This window comes from Pseudomonas beijingensis, assembly GCF_030687295.1.
GTDB lineage: Bacteria > Pseudomonadota > Gammaproteobacteria > Pseudomonadales > Pseudomonadaceae > Aquipseudomonas > Aquipseudomonas beijingensis.
Genome location: NZ_CP117425.1, coordinates 273,092 through 291,349 on the forward strand (window position 1 = coordinate 273,092; position 18,258 = coordinate 291,349).

Here is an 18,258-nt window from a genome sequence, read left to right on the forward strand (position 1 = left end):
ATAATTTACATTTTCACTGGTGATTGTAGTGACTGACCATTAATTCGTGGTTTTGTTTGTGCCGTTCGTCGCTTCAAGCCGGGCAATCGTTTCTCGGGCTTCGGCCAACTCCTTTTCCAACTGGGCGACACGTTGTTGAGCCTTGACCTGAGTCGTGACGTCTTTTTGCACGCCCACGAAATAGGTGTGCCCGTCAGCCTGGTTTTTTACCGTGGATAAGGACAGCTCATTCCAGAACGGCGTGCCGTCCTTGCGATAGTTGCGCAGCACCTCACGACAGACACCGCCTTCTCTCAAGGCCTTGCGAATGGGCTCCAGGGAAGGTTGGTCCCGATCACCCGACTGCAGGAAACGGCAATCCTGATAAAGGATTTCGTCGCGGTGATAACCGGTCAAGCGTTCGAAGGCCGGGTTCACGTAGATCAGGATGTTGTCTTCGCCTTCTTTTTCAGCGATGACAATCCCATCGTTGGAAGCATTGATGACCAGTTGCATCAGTTGAGCGTTGATCATGGGAAGAGCCCTTTTGAACATCCCTGTTGAAGCCGCATTCTAGAAGAAATCGAAGGGATGTCTACTGGCCACTACTGCCGTTGAGAGCCATTCGCAGCCTGGCAGGTGCAACTGTTACTATCCCGGCTCTTTTTCAGGTTCAGGATCAGATTGATGAAAGTCGCCATTCTTTCCGGCTCAGTGTATGGCACCGCCGAAGAAGTCGCCCGGCATGCTGCCAAACTGCTTCGCGACGCGGGCTTCGATGCCTGGCACAACCCTCGTGCGACCCTGGCGGATGTCCAGGCATTTGCGCCAGAAGCCTTGTTGGCGGTGACTTCCACCACCGGCATGGGAGAGTTGCCAGACAGTTTGATGCCGTTGTATTCGACCATTCGCGACCAATTGCCAGGGTTCTTTCGCGGCTTGCCCGGCGCGGTGATCGGCCTGGGCGACGCCAGCTACGGGGATACTTTCTGCGCCGGCGGCGAGCAGATGGGCGAGCTGTTCGCCGAACTGGGCGTGCGCGAGGTGCTGCCGATGCTGCGCCTGGATGCCAGCGAAAGCGTCACCCCGGAAACCGACGCCGAGCCGTGGCTGGCTGAATTGATCGACACGTTGCGCCCCTGAAGCGATTGTGGTGACTCGTTTGGCCAGTAAGCTGGCTGCCAATGCAACTACCGCCTCTGGAAGACCTGACTAGACTGATTTTCTTGCGTAAGACGTTTTGATGACAAGACTCCTATAAGAAGAAACCAGAGGTCAGAGCCGTGAGCGTAGCGCCCGTCCAAACGACACTCAGTATCCAGGAACAGGTCAGTGCGGCCGAATGGCAAACCCGGGTGGACCTTGCCGCCTGTTATCGGCTTGTCGCGCTGCACGGCTGGGATGACCTGATCTTCACCCATATCTCCGCGAAGGTCCCCGGCACCGAGGATTTCTTGATCAACCCGTTCGGGTTGATGTTCCATGAAGTCACCGCCTCGAGCCTGGTCAAGGTCGACCAGGCCGGCAACAAGTTGATGGACAGCCCCTACGAGATCAACCCGGCCGGCTACACCATCCACAGTGCGGTGCATGAGGTGCGCCATGATGTGGCGTGTGTGCTGCACACCCACACCGCCGCCGGCGTCGCGGTATCGGCGCAGAAGCAAGGTGTGTTGCCGATCAGCCAGCAAGCGCTGTTCGTGCTGTCGAGCCTGGGCTATCACGCTTACGAAGGGGTGGCCTTGAATCACGAAGAGAAAGCGCGCCTGCAGGCCGACCTGGGGGAAAGCAATTTCCTGATGCTGCACAACCATGGCTTGCTGACCTGCGGCGGCACCATCGCCGATACCTTCCTGATGATGTTCACCTTTCAACGAGCTTGTGACATCCAGGTCCTGGCCCAGAATGGTGGAGCCGAATTGATAGCCATCGAGCCGCAGATTCTGGCCGGCGCCCGGGCGATGATCGCCGGGGTGACCAAAAGCGCCCAAGGCATGGGCGGCGCGTTGGCCTGGCCGGCGTTGCTGCGCAAGCTCGATCAACACGACACCGGGTATAGAAGTTGATGCCCCTGGCCCAGATTCCCCTGCGTATCTGGCGCCAGCGCAGCCAGACCTTCCTGTTCCGTGGCCATGCCATCCATTATTGGACGGCGGGCCAGGGCGAGCCGCTGCTGCTGATCCATGGTTTTCCCACTGCCAGTTGGGATTGGCATCACCTGTGGCAACCCTTGGCGCAACGCTATCGGGTGATCGCGTGCGACATGCTCGGTTTCGGCGATTCCGCCAAACCGGCGGATCACGTCTACAGCCTGCTGGAGCAGGCCGATCTGCAACAGGCCTTGCTGGCGCACCTGAATGTGAAGAGCGCGGTGCATGTGCTGGCCCATGATTATGGCGACAGCGTGGCCCAGGAGCTGCTTGCGCGGCATTACGAAGCACGCATCCATCTCGACAGCTGTGTCTTTCTCAATGGTGGACTGTTCCCCGAAACCCACCGTCCGGTATGGGCCCAGAAACTCTTGTTAAGCCCCCTGGGCTGGCTGCTGGGGCGGATGTTCTGCCGGGAAAGCCTGGCCTGCAGCTTTCGGAAGATTTTCGGCCCCAGGACCGGTCCTACCGAAAGTGAGCTGGATGACTTCTGGAGCCTGGTGGAGACCCATCACGGTCCGCGGATCATGCACAAACTCATCGGCTATATTCCCGAACGCCGTGTGCAGCGTGATCGCTGGGTGCAGGCGATGCAGCGCGGCGACGTGCCGTTGCGGGTGATCGACGGCGCGGTCGATCCGATTTCCGGTGAGCACATGGTGGCGCGCTACGAGGCGCTGATCCCGAACCCGGACACGGTATTGCTGCCCGACATCGGTCATTACCCGCACACCGAGGCACCGGTGCAGGTGCTCAAGCATTACCAGGCGTTTCGCGAAGCCATCGCCGCGCCGCACAGACAAATGGCCTGCTCCTGACGACTCGGCACTGCAGAAGCAGATCTGTGTGTGGGAGCGAGCTTGCTCGCGATAGCGTCAGCACAGCCACCCTGTGTATTGACTGAAAGACCGCTATCGCGAGCAAGCTCGCTCCCACAGTGGATTGATGGTGAATACAGCATTTGTGGACAACAAAAATCACCCTGTGGGAGCGAGCTTGCTCGCGATGGCGGTGCATTTGCCAGCAGGAAAATCGAATGCGCCGCCGAGGCTTGAGCGTGCATCATCCCCCCACCTTATCGCCCACCATTCACTGGCAACCGTGTTGATTGTGACCGGCCGACAGGTGCCGGACACTCGTACCCATTGTCCTATCCGCCTGCTGGAGTTCTGCCATGAGTGAGTCTGTGCGCTTCGAAGATAAAGTCGTGATCGTCACAGGAGCAGGCGGAGGCCTGGGACGCGCCCATGCGTTGCTGTTCGCCAAACAAGGCGCGAAAGTGCTGGTCAACGACCTGGGCGGCTCGGCGCAAGGGGAAGGGGCCAATGCCTCGGCTGCGGACCGGGTGGTCGCCGAAATCCGCGAGGCGGGCGGCGTCGCCGAGGCCAACCACGACTCGGTGACCGATGGCGACAAGCTGGTACAAAACGCGCTCGACGCGTTCGGTCGCGTCGATGTGGTGGTCAACAACGCCGGGATCCTGCGGGACAAGACGTTCCACAAAATGGACGACGCCGATTGGGACTTGGTCTACCGCGTCCACGTCGAGGGCGCCTACAAGGTGACCCGCGCCGCTTGGCCGCACCTGCGTGAGCAAAACTACGGACGGGTGATCTTCACCGCCTCCACCTCGGGCATCTACGGCAACTTCGGCCAATCCAACTACGGCATGGCCAAGCTCGGCCTCTATGGCCTGACGCGGACCCTGGCCATCGAAGGCCGCAAGAACAACATCCTGGTCAACGCCATCGCCCCCACCGGCGGCACCCGCATGACCGAAGGCCTGATTCCGCCGCAGGTCTTCGAACAACTCAAGCCCGAACTCGTCAGCCCGCTGGTGGTGTACCTGGCCAGCGAAACCTGCCAGGAAACCTCCGGCTTGTTCGAAGTGGGCGGCGGCTGGATGGGCAAGGTGCGCTGGGAGCGCAGCCTGGGGGCGGGCTTCGACCCGCGCAAAGGCTTTTCACCTGAAGACGTCGCCGCCCATTGGCAGCAGATCTGCGATTTCGAAAATGCCGTGCACCCGAACGACAATCTGGAAGCCTTGAAGGAAATGATGGCGAATCTGCAACATCACGCCATTTAAGACTCACTGCCCGGGCCGGTTGCTGCCAGCTGTGGCAACCGTGCTCATGGACAATGTTTTCGCTAGGGCCGCCGGGTTCTCGGCGGTCTCGATATCCATCACACCGTCATATTTCGCCGGGCGAAAGTGCCCTTGGTGATCAGTGACGAGGTCGACGATTTCAACGCCACTCGAAGTCTCGTTCAGATTGCGTCGACTCCCCAACGGCTCATCCCCGTATGCCGGGCGCGCTGTCTTTCGTTCACATAAAAAAGGCCACTGCAAAAGCAGCGGCCTAAGCGTGACGTTGCAAAGGAGCTACAAACCAACGTCGGTGAACACGGGATGATGGACCGATGCGCCAATCCATCCGAATGACGGTGCGCCAGGCAGGAGGAATGCCATGGCCGACTTGCGCTTGCAGGCCCGTTGCCCTGCAAGCCCGGCCAGCATAGGGATCGAGCCCGACGGGAAACAGCCCGGATCCGGACATGCACCGTTGCAGGGCGCGTAACAGTCGCAGGCGGGACAGGAGTATGCGTGGCGCTGATGACCCATCATCCAGTCCGTCCATGCGCCGCGCAAAGGCCCGCTGCGCAGGGGCTGTAATCCTTTTGAGGTACAGCGCGAATACCTCCTTGGTGCGCTTATCGCCCATGGCGTGCGGCAGTAGGGTGAAGCCTCTGTCACTCACCGGGGAAGACGCATGACAACAATAACAATGCGCGCCATCTTCAAGCCGCAGGCGCTGGCCGTCGCGGTGGCCTTGGGTTGCTGTGCCCAGGCGCAGGCCGTTTCATTCAACATTGGCGAGATCGAGGGTCAGTTCGATTCGTCGCTGTCCGTGGGCGCGAGCTGGGGCATGCGCGATGCCGACAAGGACCTGGTCGGCACGGTCAACGGCGGGCGGGGCCAATCCTCCACCGGTGATGACGGACGGCTGAACTTCAAGAAAGGCGAAACCTTTTCCAAAATCTTCAAGGGCCTGCACGACCTCGAGCTCAAGTACGGCGATACTGGTGTGTTCGTGCGTGGCAAGTACTGGTATGACTTCGAGCTCAAGGATGAGGGGCGCGAGTTCAAGGACATCAGCGACAGCAATCGCAAGGAAGGCGCCAAGTCCTCGGGGGCGCAGATTCTCGATGCCTTCGTCTATCACAACTATTCCATCGCCGATCTGCCGGGCACCGTGCGCGCCGGCAAGCAGGTGGTCAGCTGGGGTGAGAGTACCTTCATCGGCAACTCCATCAACAGCATCAACCCGGTGGACGTGTCCGCCTTCCGTCGTCCCGGTGCGGAGATCAAGGAAGGCCTGATCCCGGTGAACATGCTGTTCGCCTCCCAGGGCTTGACTGACAAGCTGACCATCGAAGGGTTCTACCAGCTGGAGTGGGACCAGACGGTTGTTGATAACTGCGGCACGTTCTTCGGCAATGACGTGGTGGCGGACGGTTGCACCAGTGGCTACACCGTGGGCAGCCCGGCGATTGCGCCGTTCGTGCCCTTGACCCAGGCATTCGGGCAGGGGATCCAGGTGTCCAGCGAAGGGGTGATCATTCCCCGTGGCGGCGACCGCGACGCCCGCGACTCTGGCCAGTGGGGCACGGCGTTGCGCTGGCTCGGTGATGACACCGAGTACGGCCTGTACTTCATGAATTACCACAGCCGTACGCCTACCGTCGGGACCACCACGGCGGGGCTCTCGACGCTGGCGGCGTTGCCGGGAATGGTCGCGATTGCCAACGGCCTGGCCCCTGGCAGCGGTGCGGGTCTGGCGCAAAGCGTGATGCTGGGCCGTGGTGGGTACTACCTTGAATACCCGGAAGACATCCGCCTGTACGGCGCCAGTTTCTCCACCACGTTGCCCACCGGCACGGCGTGGACCGGGGAAGTCAGCTACCGTCCAAACGCGCCAGTGCAGGTCAATACCAACGACCTGACCCTGGCCCTGGTCAACCCGATTGCCGGTGGCGCGGCGTCGCCCATCGCGACCACGCCGGGCGCCGACAACACCGGCTACCGCCGCAAGGAAGTCACCCAGGTCCAGAGCACCCTGACGCACTTCTTCGATCAGGTGCTGGGGGCTGATCGCCTGACCCTGGTCGGCGAGGCGGCGGTGGTGCATGTCGGCGGTCTGGAGTCCAAGGACAAGCTGCGTTATGGGCGTGATTCGGTCTACGGCCAGTACGGCTTCAACGGTGACACCGATGGCTTCGTCACCTCGACGTCCTGGGGCTATCGCGCCCGGGCGATTCTCGACTACTCCAACGTGATCGGCGGGGTGAACTTCAAGCCCAACGTGTCCTGGTCCCACGACGTGGCCGGCTATGGCCCCAACGGTCTGTTCAACGAAGGCGCCAAGGCCGTCAGCGTTGGTGTCGATGCCGATTACCGCAACACCTACACCGCCAGCTTGAGCTACACCGACTTTTTTGGCGGCGATTACAACGTTCTCGAAGACCGCGATTTCCTCGCGTTGAGCTTCGGCGTGAACTTCTGATCTGGCTGACAAGGAAAACCCAATGCGCAAGATGATCCTGCAATGCGGTGCCCTGGCCTTGAGCCTGCTGGCCGCGAATGTGATGGCGGCGGTTTCGCCGGAGGAAGCGAACAAACTGGGCACCAGCCTCACGCCAATCGGTGCGGAGAAGGCCGGCAATGCCGATGGCTCGATCCCGGCCTGGACCGGCGGCATCCCGAAAAATGCCGGGGCCGTGGACAGCAAGGGCTTTCTGGCCGACCCGTTCGCCAATGAAAAACCGCTGTTCACCATCACCGCCGCGACCGTGGACAAGTACAAGGACAAACTCTCCGAAGGCCAGGTCGCGATGTTCAAGCGCTACCCGCAGACCTACAAGATTCCGGTCTACCCGACCCATCGCAGCGTCGGCCTGCCGCCGGAAATCTACGAGTCGGCCAAGCGCAGCGCCCTCAACGTGACATCCATCAACGACGGTAACGGCCTGTCGAATTTTACCGGCAACCGCTACTACGCTTTCCCGATTCCCAAGAATGGCGTGGAAGTGCTGTGGAACCACGTCACCCGTTATCACGGTGGCAACCTGCGTCGGGTCATCACCCAGGTCACGCCGCAGACCAATGGCAGCTTCACACCGATCCGCTTCGAAGAAGAAATCGCCGTGCCGTTCCTGATCAAGGACGCCGACCCGGAAAAGGCCAGCAACGTGCTGACTTATTTCAAACAATCGGTCACCGCCCCGGCGCGCCTGGCCGGTAACGTGCTGCTGGTGCATGAGACCCTCGACCAAGTGAAGGAGCCACGCCTGGCCTGGATCTACAATGCCGGCCAGCGTCGTGTGCGTCGCGCCCCGCAAGTGGCCTACGACGGCCCGGGCACCGCCGCCGACGGCTTGCGTACCTCCGACAACTTCGACCTGTTTTCCGGCGCGCCGGACCGTTACGACTGGAAGCTGATCGGCAAGAAGGAAATGTACATCCCGTACAACAGCTACAAGCTCGATTCGCCAAGCCTCAAGTACGACGATGTGATCAAGGCCGGCCACATCAACCAGGACTTGACCCGCTACGAGCTGCACCGGGTCTGGGAAGTGGTGGGGACGGTCAAGCCCAGCGAACGGCACATCTATGCCAAGCGCCACATGTACATCGACGAGGACAGCTGGCAGGCGGCGCTGGTGGATCACTATGACGGTCGCGGCCAACTGTGGCGGGTGGCCGAAGGTCATGCCCAGTTCTACTACGACCATCAGAACCCGGGCTACACCCTGGAGGCGCTCTACGACATCATCGCCGGCCGCTACATCGCGCTGGGGATGAAGAACGAAGAGAAACACAGCTACGAGTACGGCTTCGAAGCCCGGGCAGCCGACTACACGCCGGCGGCGCTGCGCTCGACCGGGGTTCGCTAAGGTCTGCAGTCAACTGTGGCGAGGGGATTTATCTGTGGGAGCAAGGCTTGCCCGCGATGAACGATAACGCGGTTCAGCTTTTGGACCGCAGTGAGTCTATCGCGGGCAAGCCTTGCTCCCACAGTAAATCCAACCCTCGCAAGGTTGTGCCTGACTTGATAATCGTGATCGACCGGCAGTGCCCCTGCCGGTCGTTTTTTTATGGGCGCCAATCAGCGCGCTGAATACTTCTCCAAAGGTCGGCGACACAGGACTAGGGTGTTGAGATAACAATAAACAGGATCGCCCACATGACCGCCATGACCCCGTGTCCGGACCGTCCAGGATTGCTGCCTCGCCTGTCCTCGACGCATCTGCCGCGGCGGTCCCTGAGCGAGTCGCTGCTGACTTCCGAGGCGCGGGTAAAACTGCTCTGCGCGCCGGCGGGCAGTGGCAAGAGTGCGTTGTTCGCCGAGTGTTTCCTGCAGGCCCCCGGCGACTGTCGGCTGCATTGGCTGCCCCTGGGGGGCGCGGCATTGAGCGTGGTGCAAATGTGCGAGCTCCTGGCACAGACCCTCGGGCTGGCGATGCTGGATGAAGGGGGGCTGTTGGCCCACCTGGCGCGTTTGCAGACGCCTACCTGGTTATTCCTGGACGACTATTGCCGGGTGCCGAATCCCGAGCTGGACCAACTGCTCGACCGTTTGTTGAACACCAGCAGCCCGGCGTTGCACCTGTGGCTCAATGGTCGCCGCCGCCCCCACTGCAACTGGCCGCGGTTGTTGCTCGATGACGAGTTGTACGAGTTTGACCCGCAGGCGTTGTTCTTCACCCCTGACGATGTCCAGCCACTGCTTCGTCATCTGCCCGCTCCCCAGGCCGCCCGCACGGCCCGCGAGGTGATTCAGCGCAACGGTGGCTGTGTGCCGGGGTGCGCATCACCCTGCTTGAGCGCTGCGAATGGGCGCGCAGTCATGCATCGCCAGGCCGGCCAGGGACCTTGCTCGACTACCTGGAGTACGAACTGTTCAGCACGCTGACCCCGGACCTCGCACAGGCCTGGCGGGTACTGGCGCATCTGCCGCGTTTCAATGCCCGGCTGTGCGAGCACCTGTTCGGCGACACGGTGGGTGCGCAATGTCTGCCGTTGTTGCTGGAGCTGGGATGTTTCATCGAACCGTGGGAGCAGACCCTCGGACTGGTTGCAAATCTTCCCAGCCCTGGCCCTGCTGGTGCGTGAAGAGCCCTGGTCGCAAGGCCGCTCCTGGCATCGACGGGCCTGCCAGTGGTTTGCGGCCGAGCAGGACTGGCAAATGGCGTTCGAGCAAGCCATGTTGGCCGAGGAATTCGAGACCGCCGTCAGTTTTTTGCAGCATTTGAGCTTCGAGCACGTCTTGCAGCGCCGCAACGCGGTGCTGTTGCTGAGCTTGCATGATCAACAAGGCGACGCGCTGACCCTCGGCACGCCGCAATCGGTGGGGCTGGTCACCGCTGCGCTGTTGTTCGCCGGACGCTTCGACCAGGCGTCGACCTGTATCGAGCAACTGGCCAGGTTCCTGCCGCAGCCTTCGGCCTGTCGACAGCGACAGGTGCTGGCAAGGTGGCTGGTCTTGCGCGGCTGGTTGCTGCACCTTTCGGGCGATGGTGAACCGGCGCGTGAACATTTCCTCCAGGCCCAGGCCAGCCTGGACCCCGAGGCCTGGGCCCAACGGGTGCTGTGCCTGGGTGGACTGACGCAGCAGGCGCTGCTTGCTGGAGAACTGGCCTCGGCGCACGGGCTCAACCGTCAGGCGTTATGCCTGGCGCGTGCGCAAGGCTCGCTGGTCTTCGAAGGATTGCTGGAACTGGATCACGCCCAGGTCCTGGAACAACGCGGCGCGCCGCATCGGGCCGATCATTTGCTGGCCGCCGTCCAGGCGCTGCTGGATAAACCGGGCCAGGATTTTTCTCCATTGTTGGGGCGTATTGTCCTGCGGCGCGGTCGCCTGGCGCTGCGCATGGGGTTTGAGGAACGGGCTGCCGAGCACTTTCAAACGGGCCTGGAAACGGGCCTGCACAGCCAAGACAAACAGGTGCTCTATGGTTTTCTCGGCAAGGCCTGCCTGGCGGCCAACCAGGGTGACTATGGCGAGGCCTTCATGCACCTGCGCGACGCCGAGCGGACCATGCAGCAACGGCACATCCCCGACACCGTCTACCGTGGCGTGTTGTTGCAAACCAGCTGCCAGTTCTGGTTGCAACAGGGGCGGGCGGAACTGGCCCATGAAGCCTTGACCCGCGTCTTGCGGCATTTCCGCGGGCCGCAGGCCAAGCACGCGCCTCCCGCGACCCTGGAGTTGATTGCGAAACTTGAATATCTGCTGGTGCTGGCCGAGGTCTACTTGCAGCGGGCACAGGATCCGCAGGCGCGCCTGCAGGTCCTGATCGCCCAGGCGCAGCACGGCGAAATGCACAGCCTGGAAACCGAACTGCACCTGGTGCTGACGGAGGTCGTCTGGTTGTCCGGCGATCGCGCCCAGGCCCGGGAACGCCTGCAAGAGGGACTCAAGCGTGTCACGTGCTGGCGGGCCCACCAGGCATTGTGGGAGCTGCGCATGCGCCAGCCCGAGCTGTTGCGCTGGGGCCAATCGGCAGAACAGGTCGAGTCTCCCGTCACCGTCGAGGACACCTTGCTCAGCCATCGCGAGCTGGAGGTCCTGGAGCTGATTGCCCAGGGTCATTCAAACCAACAGATTGCCGAACAGTTGTTCATCTCGTTGCATACGGTGAAAACCCATGCGCGGCGTATCCACAGCAAGTTGGGTGTACAACGGCGTACACAGGCGGTGGCAAAAGCCAAGGTCATGGGCGTGATGGGTTAGATGCAATGATTTCGAAACTTCACGCACGCTTACACTTGCCTTTTTTACAGTCGGGCACTGGCCTGTGTATAACTGCGTGACTGAAGTTCAAGCCTAAGTTGTCGCTTCAGTTGAACCGAGATGCCGTACTGTTGCATCAGCCGCACAACTAAAAACGGCTCGAACAGGAAGTTCGAGTCCATGAAATGACAAGGATGTCTTATGAATACCCCGTTGTTTTCTTCCCACTCCGAAAGATTGATCGCGCTGAAGAGCACCCGCGTGGATTTTGCCGTGCAGGTGCTATTGGGGCATTACCTGGAGCCGTTGGGCGTTAACCCATTCACGGCCTATGTGAATACATTGAAACCCTTTCCAAGTCCTGAAGTGGAAAGTTCTCGAACACTGTTCGACGAAACCCTGGCCTGGGTTGAAAAGCAAAACCTGCCCACTTATACGCAAGGCTCCAGCAATCTATTCAGCAAGCGTTATTCCTTCGCCGCCGAAGACCGGTTAAAGGCGCTGGACTTGATAGCCTTTGAAAAAATCGTCACCGCCGTTGTTGTAAGTTTGACTGAAGAACCTGCGATCGATTTAGCCCCGCGTACCCTCAGGCCCTTGACCGTCGAGGATATTCACGGTGCATTGAAAGTCCATGTGCCCAGCGTCGATCCGGACGGCGTGTACCTGACCAGCTTTGTTGAGGATGGCCACGGCAAGCGCCTGGTGTCGTCTTCCGAGGGACTGATCGAGTACCTACTGGGCCACTTCGAGAATGATGTGATTCCCTATCATTCCAAGGGCAGCCACCAAGGGGTCTTTACTGTCCCCTTCAGCGGCGAAGATCGCTATCTCCATCCGCAACTGATCACCTCGCATCTCAACGATCTAGTGATCAGGATTGTCCCGGATTTCCTGGGCTGATCCTGGACCCGCCTCATACCCCATCCGCCAACTCACGGCCCGGGTCGCCGCCAACAGGCGTTGCGCCGCCGGGCCGTTTTCGTCGGCGTGGAACAGTGAGGTCGGGCCGACGATGGTCATCACCGCCTTCACCTCGCCGACCGCATTGAAGACCGGGGCGGACAAGGCGTCCACGCCCGGCATCAGCAAGCCATGCACATGGTGCAGGCCACGGCTGCGAATTTGCTCGCACAGCGCGGCATAGGCGCGGTCGTCGGCCAGGGCGTGGTGTTCGGTGCCTTGCACTTCCTGCTCGCGCAGGCCGATCGTCTCGCGTGCCGGCAGATAAGCGCTGAACACCAGCCCCGTGGACGAACTGAGCAGCGGCAGTACCGAGCCCAGTTGCGTCACCACGGTCACGGCCCGAACGGCGGGCTCGATGCGCACCACGGTCGCGCCATGGTTGCCCCACACCGCCAGGAAGCAGGTTTCGTTCAAGTCGTCGCGCAGTTCGGCCAGGGGCAGGGCGGCCACTTGCAGCACGTCCATGCCGTTCAGCGCTGCCAGGCCCACGCGCAGGGCTTCGCGGCCCAGGCCATAGTGGTTGGTGGCGGCGTTCTGCTCGGCAAACCCGCTGGCGATCAAGGCCTGCAAGTAGCGATGAACCTTGCTGGCCGGCATCTGCACGTGTTCGGCCAGGCGCGACAGCGACGTGGAGGGGGAGAGTTCGGCCAGGGCCTTGAGAATGTCGGTGCCGACTTCGGCCGAGCGGACTTTCTGTTTACCGTTGCTGAGCGGGGTTTCCATGGAGGCGCAGGGTCCAGAGGCGAATGGGCGTCTTTATAGCTTGACGGTCGCTGTCGAGCAAATTACGTTATGCGTAATTGGATTACGATAAAAATAACCCGGTGCGCCTCAATCACTCCGATGAGTGACGGGCCGCATCCCCAGGAGGCTCCATGAACCTCGATTCCACCGCGTCGGACCTGGCTTACCAATCAGGCTTGGGCAACGAATTTGCCAGCGAAGCCTTGCCCGGCGCCTTGCCCGTCGGCCAGAACTCCCCACAGAAAGCCCCGTACGGTCTCTATGCCGAGTTGTTCTCTGGCACGGCGTTCACCATGGCCCGCAGCGAAGCGCGGCGTACCTGGCTGTATCGCATCCGGCCGTCGGCCAATCACCCGGCCTTCACCAAGCTCGAACGGCAATTGGCGGGCGGTCCATTGGGCGAAGTCACGCCCAATCGCCTGCGCTGGAACCCGCTGGACATTCCCGCCGAGCCCACCGATTTCATCGACGGGCTGGTGTGCATGGCGGCCAATGCCGGCGCGGACAAACCGGCCGGCGTCAGCCTTTATCACTACCGGGCCAACCGCGCCATGGAGCGAGTGTTTTTCAATGCCGACGGTGAATGGCTGATCGTGCCGCAACTGGGACGGCTGCGGATCGCCACCGAGCTGGGCGTGCTGGAACTGGCGCCGCTGGAAATCGCCGTGTTGCCCCGGGGCCTGAAGTTTCGCGTTGAACTGCTCGACCCGCAGGCCCGTGGTTACCTCGCCGAAAACCATGGCGCGCCGCTGCGCTTGCCGGACCTAGGGCCCATCGGCAGCAACGGCCTGGCGAACCCACGGGACTTCCTGACGCCGGTCGCCCATTACGAGAACCTCGCGCAACCGACCACCCTGGTGCAGAAATTCCTCGGTGAGTTGTGGGGGTGCGAGCTGGATCATTCGCCCCTCGACGTGGTGGCCTGGCACGGCAACAACGTGCCGTACAAATATGACCTGCGCCGCTTCAACACGATTGGCACGGTCAGCTTCGATCACCCGGACCCGTCGATTTTCACCGTGCTGACCTCGCCCACCAGCGTCCACGGCCTGGCCAACCTCGATTTCGTGATCTTTCCGCCACGCTGGATGGTGGCGGAAAACACCTTCCGTCCGCCGTGGTTCCATCGCAACCTGATGAACGAATTCATGGGCCTGATCCAAGGCGCCTACGATGCCAAGGCCGAAGGTTTCCTGCCGGGCGGTGCGTCGCTGCACAGTTGCATGAGCGCCCATGGCCCGGACGGCGAGACCTGTACCAAGGCGATCAACGCTGACCTTCAGCCGGCGAAAATCGACAACACCATGGCGTTCATGTTCGAGACCAGCCAGGTCTTGCGCCCAAGCCGTTTCGCCCTGGACTGCCCGCAACTGCAAACCGACTACGATGCTTGTTGGGCCTCGCTGCCTGTCACGTTCGACCCGACCCGGAGATAACCATGACTCAACTTTCCCCTGCCCGTAGCTGGGTCGCCAGCGCCAACGGCCATGCCGACTTCCCGTTGCAGAACCTGCCATTGGGTGTCTTCAGCGTCGATGGCGGTGCCTTGCGCAGCGGCGTGGCGATTGGCGAGCGGATTTTCGATCTGCAGGCGGCATTGCACGCGGGCTTGTTCGATGGCGCGGCGCAACAAGCCGTCGAAGCCATGGCCGGCGGCCAGTTGAATGGTTTTTTCGACCTGGGCCGCAACGCCCGGGTGGCCCTGCGTGAACGGCTGCTGGAACTGTTGCGCGAAGACAGTCCGCTGCGCGGCAAGGTCGAAGCGCTGGAGGCGAAGCTGCTGCTCGTCGCCGCTGACTGCCAAATGCACCTGCCGGCCAGGATCAACGACTACACCGACTTCTACGTCGGTATCGAGCACGCGCAGAATGTCGGCAAGCTGTTTCGCCCCGACAATCCATTGCTGCCCAACTACAAATACGTGCCCATCGGTTACCACGGTCGCGCCTCGACCATTCGCCCGTCCGGCACCGACGTGCGCCGGCCCAAGGGCCAGACCTTGCCGGCCGGCCAGACCGAACCGACCTTCGGCCCGTGTGCGCGGCTGGACTATGAGCTGGAGCTGGGCATCTGGATCGGCAAAGGCAACGCACTGGGCGAACCGATTCCCATCGGCGATGCCGCCGAGCACATTGGCGGGTTCTGCCTGCTCAACGACTGGTCGGCCCGGGATATCCAGGCCTGGGAATACCAGCCCCTGGGGCCGTTTCTGTCGAAGAGTTTCCTCACCAGCATTTCGCCGTGGGTGGTGACGGCTGAAGCCCTGGAACCGTTCCGCCGCCCGCAACCGGCGCGCCCGGAAGGCGATCCGCAACCGCTGCCGTATCTGCTGGACACCCGTGACCAGGCCGGCGGTGCTTTCGACATCGAGCTGGAAGTCCTGCTGCTGACCGAGGCCATGGTCGAGCAGAACCTGCCGGCCCAGCGCCTGACGTTGAGCAACACCCAGTACATGTACTGGACCGTGGCGCAAATGGTCGCGCACCACAGCGTCAATGGCTGCCAGTTGCAGGCCGGCGACCTGTTTGGTTCGGGCACCTTGTCGGGGCCTGAAAACCATCAGTTCGGCAGCCTGTTGGAAATCACCGAAGGCGGTAAAAAACCGATCGAACTGGCGTCTGGCGAAGTGCGCCGATTCCTCGAGGACGGTGACGAAATCATCTTGCGGGCCCGCTGCCGCCGCGAGGGTTTCGCCTCCATCGGCTTCGGCGAGTGTCGGGGCAAGATCCTGCCGGCGCGTTGAGGGGCAGTGCATGGAACTCTATACGTACTACCGCTCCACCTCGTCCTATCGGGTGCGTATTGCGCTGGCGCTCAAGGGCCTGGATTACCAGGCCTTGCCTGTCAACCTGATCGCTGCGCCTGCGGGCGAACATCGCCAGCCGGCCTACCTGGCGATCAACCCCCAGGGCCGGGTGCCGGCGCTGCGTACCGATGAAGGGGCGTTGCTGGTGCAATCGCCGGCCATCATCGAATACCTGGAGGAGCGTTATCCCCAGGTACCGCTGCTCAGCGCCGACCTGGCAGTGCGCGCCCACGAGCGTGGTGTCGCTGCGCTGATCGGTTGCGACATTCATCCCCTGCACAACGTCAGCGTGCTCAACAAGCTGCGGCAGTGGGGCCACGATGAAGCGCAGGTGACGGAGTGGATCGGGCATTGGATCAGCCAGGGCTTGGCGGCGGTGGAGCAGTTGATTGGCGACGACGGCTATTGCTTCGGCGCGCTACCGGGGCTGGCGGATGTGTACCTGATCCCGCAGTTGTACGCGGCCGAGCGGTTCAATGTTTCCTTGCAGGAATACCCACGGATCCGGCGCGTGGCGGCATTGGTGGCAGGGCATCCGGCGTTCCAACAGGCGCATCCGGCGAAGCAGCCGGATACCCCTTGATCCCTCCTGTGGGAGCGAGCCTGCTCGCGATAGCAATAGGGAAGACACAATGATGGTGAGGCTGCTTGCCTCATCGCGAGCAAGCTCGCTCCCACAGTTGATCGCATTGAACTCACTGTTGATGTTCGCCGCAGATCCAATGTGGGAGCGAGCTTGCTCGCGATAGCGATTCAACAAGCAACCTGAATCTGCACGCTTGCAACCGCTCAATGCACAACCGAATTCGGCGGCAAATGCCCCAGCCGCTCCGTCAGCCGGATTCGCTGGATCGGATCTTCACTGAGCATCAGCGCATGTTCCAGGTCGAAGCGTTCGGCGTTGGGGCAATCGAGTCGCTGATACAGGCTGGCGCGCGCCAGGTAATCGGCGGCGCTGGCGTTGCCCAGTTCCAGCACCCGTTCGGCGTCTATCAGTGCCGCGATGTAATCGTCATTCGCCAGATGCAGTTGGCGCAGGTTGCGCGACAGGCGCTGCAGGATCTGCGTCGGCTCGGCGTTGACCAGGTGCTCCGCCTTGAGCGACATGTTCGCGCCGTATTGGCGTTGCAGCAGTTCCCGGCAGTCATTGGGGTACAGCCGGCGCCCACCGCACGGATCGAGCAGGTGATCGGCGCCGGGCACCTTCAACAGGAAATGCCCGGGAAAATTGACACCGACCATCGGAATTTCCAGGCCCCGGGCCAATTCCAGGGCAATCAGTCCAAGGGCCAGGGGCTGCCCGCGTTTTGCGGGCCAGGACTTTATCCAGTAGCGCCGCTCGCGGTCGCAGGGGCGTGAAGTCGTCCTGGGCGAAGCCCAGGTCATTGAGCCGTCGCAACAGGGGCTGGCCCAGTTCGCTGACAGGCAGCATCGGCAGGTCATGGCTGACCTGCTGTTGCAGCTCCTTGAAATCCTTCAGCAAGGCCGGGACGTCGACGTCGCGATCATGTTCGGCAGCGATCCACAACGCCGCTTCGAACAGCGCCGGCGGTGAGCGGTGCAGACAGTCAAAAAAGGCTTGGCGCGGTTTCATCAAACTCTCCGGGCTATGCTCCCGTTTTAGCCCTGCCATGGATTTTCGTCCAGTCTCGGACATGGGCTGTGACAGGTTATGCCGAAAAAGACTGACCACCCTGGCGACTTATTCCGGCGTGCTCCAGCAATTTTCGACTGCACGCCTATACTGGCGAAACAAACAAAAGTGATTCGGGAGCCTTACGATGTTTGCTCTCATGCAAAGCTCCCGCCTTGAATCGCTGCACCTAAGCGTAGACCCGACGACCGGGTTGAAGGCGGTGATTGCCATTCATTGCAGCCGTCCCGGGCCCGCCCTGGGAGGCTGTCGTTATCTTGCCTACCCCGACGACGAAAGTGCCGTGGCTGACGCCGTGCGCCTGGCCCAAGGCATGAGCTACAAGGCGGCGCTGGCCGGTTTGCCTGTGGGCGGTGGGGTGGCGGTGATCATGCGACCGGCCCATGTCGAGAGTCGGGCGGCGCTGTTCGAAGCCTTTGGCCGTTGCATTGAGCAATTGGACGGGCGCTACATCACCGCCATCGACAGCGGCACGTCGGTGGCCGACATGGATTGCATCGCTCAGCAGACCCGCCACGTCACCAGCACCACGGCCTCGGGAGATCCCGCGCCCCACGCGGCAATGGGCGTCTTCGCCGGCATCCGTGCCACCGCCATGGCCCGCCTGGGGAGCGATAACCTCGAAAGCCTGCGGGTGGCGATCCAGGGCTTGGGCAATGTCGGTTATGCCCTGGCCGAACAACTGCACGCGGCGGGTGCCGAATTGCTGGTCAGCGATATCGATCCGGGTAAGGTGCAACTGGCCATGGAGCAATTGGGCGCCCATCCGATCGCCAACGACGCGCTACTCAGTACCCCCTGCGACATCCTTGCCCCCTGCGGCCTGGGCGGGGTACTCAACAGCCACAGCGTGGCGCAACTGCGCTGCTCGGCCGTTGCCGGCTCGGCCCACAATCAGTTGAGCAACCTGCAAGTGGCCGACCAGTTGGAGAGGCGCGGGATTCTCTATGCGCCGGACTATGTGATCAACTCCGGCGGGCTGATCTACGTCGCCCTCAAGCATCGCGGCGAAGAACTGTCGACGATCACCGCGCATTTGTCGAAGATCGGTGCGCGGCTTACGGAAGTCTTCGCCCACGCCCAGGCGGAAAAACGCTCACCGGCCCGGGTGGCCGATGAGCTGGCGGAGCGCCTGCTGTACCGCTGAAAATCAAAAGGAAGTAA

Annotated in this window: 16 protein-coding genes and 1 pseudogene; 14 read left to right on the forward strand and 3 right to left on the reverse strand. The window is 61.8% G+C overall.

The genetic code is table 11. From position 1 onward, the window contains the following. Window positions 1-39: 39 nt before the first annotated feature. Entirely contained in the window at window positions 40-513 is a 474-nt protein-coding gene (locus PSH84_RS01305; protein WP_305482174.1) for a PAS domain-containing protein, read from the reverse strand. Window positions 514-666: 153 nt separating this feature from the next. On the opposite strand from PSH84_RS01305, the gene PSH84_RS01310 reads away from it, so the two are divergent. From PSH84_RS01310 to PSH84_RS01345, 10 genes are all read left to right on the forward strand, one after another. Further along, window positions 667-1,122, forward strand: a complete 456-nt coding sequence (locus PSH84_RS01310) for a flavodoxin (protein WP_305468412.1) — start codon at window positions 667-669, stop codon at window positions 1,120-1,122. Between the two features lie 140 nt (window positions 1,123-1,262). Further along, window positions 1,263-2,045: a class II aldolase/adducin family protein gene (locus PSH84_RS01315; RefSeq protein WP_305482176.1), complete on the forward strand. Its 783-nt coding sequence runs from the start codon at window positions 1,263-1,265 to the stop codon at window positions 2,043-2,045. After that, complete coding sequence (locus PSH84_RS01320; protein WP_305482177.1) at window positions 2,045-2,947, forward strand: alpha/beta fold hydrolase; 903 nt, start codon at window positions 2,045-2,047, stop codon at window positions 2,945-2,947. Before PSH84_RS01315 ends, PSH84_RS01320 begins: the two co-directional genes overlap by 1 nt. A 356-nt stretch (window positions 2,948-3,303) precedes the next feature. Beyond that, on the forward strand, window positions 3,304-4,215 hold the full coding sequence (locus PSH84_RS01325; protein WP_305482178.1) for an SDR family oxidoreductase: 912 nt from the start codon (window positions 3,304-3,306) through the stop codon (window positions 4,213-4,215). Between the two features lie 685 nt (window positions 4,216-4,900). Then, entirely contained in the window at window positions 4,901-6,694 is a 1,794-nt protein-coding gene (locus PSH84_RS01330; protein WP_122567061.1) for a DUF1302 domain-containing protein, read from the forward strand. Window positions 6,695-6,716: 22 nt separating this feature from the next. Next, a complete protein-coding gene (locus PSH84_RS01335) occupies window positions 6,717-8,084 on the forward strand; it encodes a DUF1329 domain-containing protein (RefSeq protein WP_305482180.1) in 1,368 nt (455 codons plus the stop codon). Window positions 8,085-8,374: 290 nt separating this feature from the next. Beyond that, the gene (locus PSH84_RS28870; protein ID WP_439800546.1) at window positions 8,375-9,103 is read left to right on the forward strand and encodes a hypothetical protein; all 729 of its coding nucleotides are present in this window, start codon (window positions 8,375-8,377) and stop codon (window positions 9,101-9,103) included. Then, a complete protein-coding gene (locus PSH84_RS28875) occupies window positions 9,064-9,303 on the forward strand; it encodes a winged helix-turn-helix domain-containing protein (protein WP_439800547.1) in 240 nt (79 codons plus the stop codon). The genes PSH84_RS28870 and PSH84_RS28875 overlap by 40 nt, the downstream gene beginning before the upstream one ends. Window positions 9,304-9,394: 91 nt before the next feature. Continuing rightward, a complete protein-coding gene (locus PSH84_RS28880) occupies window positions 9,395-10,924 on the forward strand; it encodes a LuxR C-terminal-related transcriptional regulator (protein WP_439800562.1) in 1,530 nt (509 codons plus the stop codon). 201 nt (window positions 10,925-11,125) lie between these two features. Then, on the forward strand, window positions 11,126-11,827 hold the full coding sequence (locus PSH84_RS01345) for a hypothetical protein (protein WP_122567058.1): 702 nt from the start codon (window positions 11,126-11,128) through the stop codon (window positions 11,825-11,827). On the opposite strand, the gene PSH84_RS01350 is transcribed toward PSH84_RS01345, so the two are convergent. After that, on the reverse strand, window positions 11,792-12,613 hold the full coding sequence (locus tag PSH84_RS01350; RefSeq protein WP_305482181.1) for an IclR family transcriptional regulator: 822 nt from the start codon (window positions 12,611-12,613) through the stop codon (window positions 11,792-11,794). The two genes, PSH84_RS01345 and PSH84_RS01350, sit on opposite strands and share 36 nt — an antisense overlap. A 152-nt stretch (window positions 12,614-12,765) precedes the next feature. Here PSH84_RS01350 and hmgA point away from each other — a divergent pair, with 152 nt between their 5' ends. Genes hmgA through maiA form a run of 3 tightly spaced genes read left to right on the forward strand, consistent with a single transcriptional unit; the run spans window position 12,766 to window position 16,023 of the window. After that, complete coding sequence (gene hmgA / locus PSH84_RS01355; RefSeq protein WP_305468398.1) at window positions 12,766-14,070, forward strand: homogentisate 1,2-dioxygenase; 1,305 nt, start codon at window positions 12,766-12,768, stop codon at window positions 14,068-14,070. A gap of 2 nt (window positions 14,071-14,072) precedes the next feature. Then, a complete protein-coding gene (fahA, locus tag PSH84_RS01360) occupies window positions 14,073-15,377 on the forward strand; it encodes a fumarylacetoacetase (RefSeq protein ID WP_305482182.1) in 1,305 nt (434 codons plus the stop codon). Window positions 15,378-15,387: 10 nt separating this feature from the next. Then, window positions 15,388-16,023, forward strand: coding sequence for a maleylacetoacetate isomerase (gene maiA / locus PSH84_RS01365; protein WP_305482183.1), 636 nt, complete (start codon window positions 15,388-15,390; stop codon window positions 16,021-16,023). Between the two features lie 206 nt (window positions 16,024-16,229). Here the strand turns inward: maiA and PSH84_RS01370 are convergent. Next, a pseudogene (locus PSH84_RS01370) lies at window positions 16,230-17,034 on the reverse strand (SirB1 family protein). 187 nt (window positions 17,035-17,221) lie between these two features. Between PSH84_RS01370 and PSH84_RS01375 the strand changes: the two are divergent. Beyond that, window positions 17,222-18,241 (forward strand): Glu/Leu/Phe/Val dehydrogenase family protein, encoded by a 1,020-nt coding sequence (locus tag PSH84_RS01375; protein ID WP_109754854.1) that lies wholly within the window; start codon window positions 17,222-17,224, stop codon window positions 18,239-18,241. The last annotated feature ends 17 nt before the right edge of the window (window positions 18,242-18,258 follow it).